Origin of the sequence: Piscinibacter sp. (genome assembly GCF_050175855.1) — a bacterium.
GTDB lineage: Bacteria > Pseudomonadota > Gammaproteobacteria > Burkholderiales > Burkholderiaceae_C > Piscinibacter.
The window spans coordinates 1-4,672 of sequence record NZ_JBFXIO010000390.1 but is presented as its reverse complement, the minus strand read 5'-3'; the positions used below and the strand labels follow the sequence as shown (position 1 = coordinate 4,672).

Genomic DNA, 4,672 nt, shown 5'->3' with positions numbered 1-4,672 from the left:
GCAGGAAATCATGCACAAGCGCAAGTGAAGGCCTTGGCATGATCGACCTCTATACCTGGCCAGCACCCAACGGCCAAAAGGTGCAAATCCTCGTCGAGGAGTTGGGCATCCCGTACCGTGTCGTGCCGATCGACATCACGCAGGGCGACCAGCACCACCCCAGCTATCGCGCCGTGAACCCGAACGGCAAGATCCCGGCCATCGTCGACCATGCGCCACGCGACGGCGGGCCACCCCTGACGATCTTTGAGAGCGGCGCGGTCATGCAGTACCTCGCCGACAAGGAAGGGCGCTTCCTTCCCGCCGAATTGCGCGCGCGCAACAAGGTGCTCCAATGGCTCTTCTGGCAGATCGGGGGGCTCGGGCCGATGATGGGCCAGGCGCAGCACTTCTTCCGCTACGCGCCGCAACCCGTGCCCTACGGCATCGAGCGCTACCAGCAGGAGACCCGGCGCCTGCTCGGCGTCTTGGAGGAACGCCTGGACGGGCGCGACTTCATCGCCGCCGACTATTCCATCGCCGACATGGCGTGCTTTCCGTGGATCCGCATCCACAAGCTGACAGGCGTGGCGTTGGACGACTTCCCCCGCGTGCAGGCCTGGTACGGCCGTGTGCGGGCCCGGCCCGCCGTGGACCGTGGCGTGTCGCTGTTGCGGGAGCGATGGGTCGACGTGACGAAGTCCGACGACGCAAAGCGCAATCTCTTCCGGAAGCCAACCGAATGACGGACACCGCCACGGATGTCGTGGAGGCATTCATCGACCTTCGCAGCCCCTACTCGTACCTGGCACTGGGTCCGGCGCGTGAACTGGCGCAGCGCACCGGACTCCACATCGAGTGGTGGCCGTACCTGACCGACTTCCGCTCGGCCTACGGTGGTGAGGTCGAACAACGGTCGGGCCGTGACGTGGCGAAGCTGAAGTACCTGTACATGGACTGCCGGCGCCTGGCCAAGCTGCAGGGTCTGACCATCCGCGCGACGACCAAGCTTTGGGACGCCACGCTGGGCAGCCAGGCCATGTTGTTCGCCAAGGCCGAGGGGCGGATGTGGGAGTTCTGCGATCCGGTGCTGCAGGCCTTCTGGCGGCGCGAGTTCGACCTGGAGTCGGCCTCGGACATCGAGGCAGCCTTGGTGCAGGCTGGCCTGTCGTCGAACGAGTGGCGGGCCTACCGCATCGACTGCGCGGACGAGGATCTCCGCACCGCTGCGGCGCGCGCCGAAGACCTGGGCGTTTTCGGTGCGCCGACCTTCATCTTCCGCGGCGAATTGTTCTGGGGCGGGGATCGCATGGACCTGCTGGCCAGCACGATCGCGCAAGCTCGCGCCTAGCGAGTACTCAGCCTGCGTGGCGGTCGTGCTCCTGCGTCGACCCGTCCCCGCTCACCACGTAGGCGCGTAGCCGAGGTACATCGACGAGCAGGATGCCCTTGTGGGGATCGTTGCGCACAAAGCCGACGCGCCTGAACTCGCTCAGGGCCATGTTGACGCGCTGGCGTGACAGGCCGCAGATCAGCGCGAGTTCATGCTGCGGAATCGAGAGTTCCTGTGCGTCAGACGACACGCTGTTGGCCAGCATCAACAGGCCTCGGGCCACTCGCATCTCCGGCCCGAGAAGGCGGCTCGCTTCAAGCATCCCGACGAACGTGCCCATGCGCTCGTTCAAGATCTCGCACAGGAAGTGATTGAACGGGATCGAGGACTGGCGCAAGGTCTCGAAGGTCGTGGCAGGCACCAGGAAGATGTGCGATGGCGTTAACGCGCGCAAGTCGTAGCGGCGCAGCTCCTTCTTCAACAGAGAGCCATCGCCGCCCCACTCGCCCTCGCGCAGGCAGTACAAGGTTGTCTCCGAACCATCCGCTGCCAGCACATACATCTGCAGGAAACCACGGGACAGTCCGTACCAGTGTAGGCACGGTTCTCCGGCGCGGGCAATGTACTCGCCCGCCTCAGCCGTTCGCTCCGTGGTCGTCTCCAGCATCAGGCTTCGCAATTCGACCGGCAGCGCGCGATACCACGGCCAACGTTCCAGGAAGACAGCGAGGTCCGCTGGCTGAGAATGACGTGGCTCAGTGGGGGGCATGGCTTTGTTCGTTCAGCGGACGGTGACGCGCAGAAGAGTGAGCGCTGCAGCGGCGAACGGCCCTTTCGTTGCAGCGACAGGCGCTGGCCGGGGGCCGATGCACAGTCATCCCTTTCATCACACTGCCCGCGAGGGCTCCATGGAACAGGCCTCCTGGCTCGTCGACCTGAACTCTCCATTCTCCTACTTGCTCCACCGTGGACGACGCGCCCTGCGCAACCGACGCGCGTTAGGGTGATCTCACCCGACTTGAGGCGTCTTCCGCCCGGAAGCCAGTGGCAGCGACCACTGCAAAGTTGGCCAAGATCAATGAAGGTCTAGAGCATCGGCCAATGACTGCTCTCGCGGAAAGTCATCGATCGTAATGGGTCGGCCACTGCCGACCGCGGATGTCGGCTATCAGATCGTTCAACCTGGGGGCCGGCTTTCCGGCGGTGAGATCGGGTGCCCGACCGGCGCAGGCCGACCCAGTCATTATCTTGAGCTGCGGCGACGTCACCCGCTGTCGATGGCCGCTTGGTACAGGCGGTCAGCCGCAACAGGCACCAGGTCTTCCGGCCTCACCCTGCAGACGATGCTGCTGGATCGGCGGGCACGGAACGCTGCCATACGAGCAGTAGACGCAGCAGTCGCCCGCCAGCGGCCTGAGTACCGTATGGCACTGCTCGCATTCGTAGAACCACTGGCAGGCGTCGGTGGGCATAGTTTCCACCGTCGCATGGCCGCACTGCGGGCAGGTCAGCGTCGACACGAGTTCGACCGTACTCACTTGGCGCCCCCGACCACGGTCGACGGATAGCCGGCGTCGGTGGTCGCCCGGGTCAGGGCATCGACGCTGGTCTTGGCATCGTCGAACTGCACCACGGCCTGGCGCTTGCCGAAGTCCACCTCGGCTCGGTTGACGCCCTCGACCTTGCCCAGCGCCTTCTTGACGGTGATGGGGCACACCGGGCAGTCCATCGTGGGCAGCGACAAGGTCACGGTGCGCGACGCGCTCCACGCCGGCACGGCCAGTGCGGCACCAAGGGTCAATACCAGGAACTTGTTCATGGGGACCTTTCAGTAGAAGAGCGGCGCGAACCACGGGAAGGCCAGCGCCAGCAGCACCAGCAGCGCGACGGCGAAGAACAGCCCTTGGTAGCGCCGGCGCACGCGCGGCACGGCACAGACGTCGCCGGGCGCACAGTCGGGCACGCGCCGCCAGATGCGCCTTGCCGCCAGCGCTAGGGCAGCCAGTGCGACTGCGATGAACAGCGGCCGCCAGGGCTCCAGCGCCGTCAGGTTGCCGATCCAGGCGCCGGAGACGCCCAGGCTCAGCAGCACCAGTGGACCCAGGCAGCAGCTTGTCGCCAGCAGGGCCGCCAGCGCGCCCGCGAGCAGTGGGCCACGTTCGCTGCCGGACGAAGTCGGCGTGGATGCAGGGGAATGGTTGCCCATGCGTCCAGCATACTTCCGTACTTGAGTACGGAGTCAAGCCTCATGCCGAAAGTCCTTAGCCCAGCAGACCTCGCCCTGACCATCGGCGCGCTGGCCACCGAAGCCGGCGTCAATGTCGAGACCATCCGCTTCTACCAACGCCGCGGCCTGTTGCCCGAACCCGAGCGGCCGCCGCGCGGCGTGCGCCGCTATGGGCCTGCCGATGTGGCTCGCGTGCGCTTCATCAAGTCGGCACAGCGCATCGGCTTCAGCCTAGACGAGGTGGCACAGCTGCTTCAGCTCGAGGACGGCACGGGCTGCGGCCAGGCGCGCGAGATTGCCACCCATCGGCTGCTCGACGTGCGCCAACGGCTGACCGACCTGCAGCGCATCGAAGCCGCGCTGTCGGCGCTGGTGGCCCGCTGCGCCGACGCCCGCGGCCGCGTGGCATGCCCGCTGATCGCCGCGTTGCAGGAGGCCGCATGATGGAACTGCTGAAGGTGTCGGCGCTGTTCGCGCTGACGGCCGTGATGGAGATCGTCGGCTGCTACCTGCCATGGCTGGTGCTGCGTCAGGGCAAGCCGGTCTGGCTGCTGTTGCCCGCCGCGGTCGCGCTGGCGGTGTTTGCGTGGCTGCTGACCCTGCACCCTGCCGCCGCAGGGCGCCCCTACGCGGCCTACGGGGGCATGTACATCGTCGTGGCGCTGGCTTGGCTGTACGTCGTCGACGGCGTGGCGCTGACGCGCTGGGACTGGGCCGGCGCCGCAGTGGCACTGGCCGGCATGGCCATCATTGCGCTACAGCCTTCGACGCTGGATCCCGCCAGCCGTTAGCTCTGGTCAGCCAGCCAGGCGGCCGCAATCACTGTGGCCGTCGATCGTGTACTTGGTCTTCAGTCAGCTTTCGGTCAGTGCTGCCGTCCAACCGGTCCAAGTTTTCTGCTGCACCCCCAGTCCGGTTGGCCATGAAGGACTGCTTCGCAGACGCCCCGACCGCAAGTGACCGGTCCGGACGTCGGGCAGCTTTGGAGAAGCTTGAACTTCCGGTTTGGGTCGATTTCGGCCAGCCAACTCGGCGAACAGGCTGCCGGAGACCGGTCATTGAGCTCCGGCCCTGTGCCCGCCGCGGCGTGAGTACCGTCAGTTCGAAACGAACTCATCGCCCAAGATCGCGGC

General features: G+C 66.2%; 8 protein-coding genes. 4 read left to right on the top strand and 4 right to left on the bottom strand.

From position 1 onward, the window contains the following. The first annotated feature begins 38 nt into the window (after positions 1–38). Together AB7U92_RS22175 and AB7U92_RS22170 are read left to right on the top strand one after the other, a co-directional pair. Entirely contained in the window at positions 39–725 is a 687-nt protein-coding gene (locus AB7U92_RS22175; RefSeq protein WP_428582172.1) for a glutathione S-transferase N-terminal domain-containing protein, read from the top strand. Next, the gene (locus AB7U92_RS22170; RefSeq protein WP_428582170.1) at positions 722–1,330 is read left to right on the top strand and encodes a DsbA family protein; all 609 of its coding nucleotides are present in this window, start codon (positions 722–724) and stop codon (positions 1,328–1,330) included. The genes AB7U92_RS22175 and AB7U92_RS22170 overlap by 4 nt, the downstream gene beginning before the upstream one ends. Before the next feature lie 7 nt (positions 1,331–1,337). On the opposite strand, the gene AB7U92_RS22165 is transcribed toward AB7U92_RS22170, so the two are convergent. The 4 genes from AB7U92_RS22165 to merT form a co-directional block, all read right to left on the bottom strand. Further along, entirely contained in the window at positions 1,338–2,081 is a 744-nt protein-coding gene (locus tag AB7U92_RS22165; protein ID WP_428582168.1) for a Crp/Fnr family transcriptional regulator, read from the bottom strand. 529 nt (positions 2,082–2,610) lie between these two features. Next, positions 2,611–2,850, bottom strand: a complete 240-nt coding sequence (locus AB7U92_RS22160; protein ID WP_276656445.1) for a GDCCVxC domain-containing (seleno)protein — start codon at positions 2,848–2,850, stop codon at positions 2,611–2,613. Beyond that, positions 2,847–3,131: a mercury resistance system periplasmic binding protein MerP gene (gene merP / locus AB7U92_RS22155; protein WP_428582165.1), complete on the bottom strand. Its 285-nt coding sequence runs from the start codon at positions 3,129–3,131 to the stop codon at positions 2,847–2,849. The genes AB7U92_RS22160 and merP overlap by 4 nt, the downstream gene beginning before the upstream one ends. Positions 3,132–3,140: 9 nt before the next feature. Continuing rightward, entirely contained in the window at positions 3,141–3,518 is a 378-nt protein-coding gene (gene merT, locus AB7U92_RS22150) for a mercuric ion transporter MerT (RefSeq protein ID WP_428582163.1), read from the bottom strand. A 42-nt stretch (positions 3,519–3,560) separates the two neighbouring features. On the opposite strand from merT, the gene merR reads away from it, so the two are divergent. After that, positions 3,561–3,983 carry an Hg(II)-responsive transcriptional regulator gene (gene merR / locus AB7U92_RS22145; RefSeq protein ID WP_276656439.1) on the top strand — a complete coding sequence of 141 codons (423 nt, stop codon included), beginning with the start codon at positions 3,561–3,563 and terminating at the stop codon, positions 3,981–3,983. After that, complete coding sequence (locus tag AB7U92_RS22140; protein ID WP_428582174.1) at positions 3,983–4,330, top strand: YnfA family protein; 348 nt, start codon at positions 3,983–3,985, stop codon at positions 4,328–4,330. The genes merR and AB7U92_RS22140 overlap by 1 nt, the downstream gene beginning before the upstream one ends. Positions 4,331–4,672: the final 342 nt, after the last annotated feature.

What these genes read in the sequence shown, in the direction of transcription:
- AB7U92_RS22175 (WP_428582172.1), top strand. Translation starts at nt 39, where the DNA reads ATGATCGACCTCTATACCTGGCCAGCACCCAACGGCCAAAAGGTGCAA.
- AB7U92_RS22170 (WP_428582170.1), top strand. Translation starts at nt 722, where the DNA reads ATGACGGACACCGCCACGGATGTCGTGGAGGCATTCATCGACCTTCGC.
- AB7U92_RS22165 (WP_428582168.1), bottom strand. Translation starts at nt 2,081, where the DNA reads ATGCCCCCCACTGAGCCACGTCATTCTCAGCCAGCGGACCTCGCTGTC.
- merP (WP_428582165.1), bottom strand. Translation starts at nt 3,131, where the DNA reads ATGAACAAGTTCCTGGTATTGACCCTTGGTGCCGCACTGGCCGTGCCG.
- merT (WP_428582163.1), bottom strand. Translation starts at nt 3,518, where the DNA reads ATGGGCAACCATTCCCCTGCATCCACGCCGACTTCGTCCGGCAGCGAA.
- merR (WP_276656439.1), top strand. Translation starts at nt 3,561, where the DNA reads ATGCCGAAAGTCCTTAGCCCAGCAGACCTCGCCCTGACCATCGGCGCG.
- AB7U92_RS22140 (WP_428582174.1), top strand. Translation starts at nt 3,983, where the DNA reads ATGGAACTGCTGAAGGTGTCGGCGCTGTTCGCGCTGACGGCCGTGATG.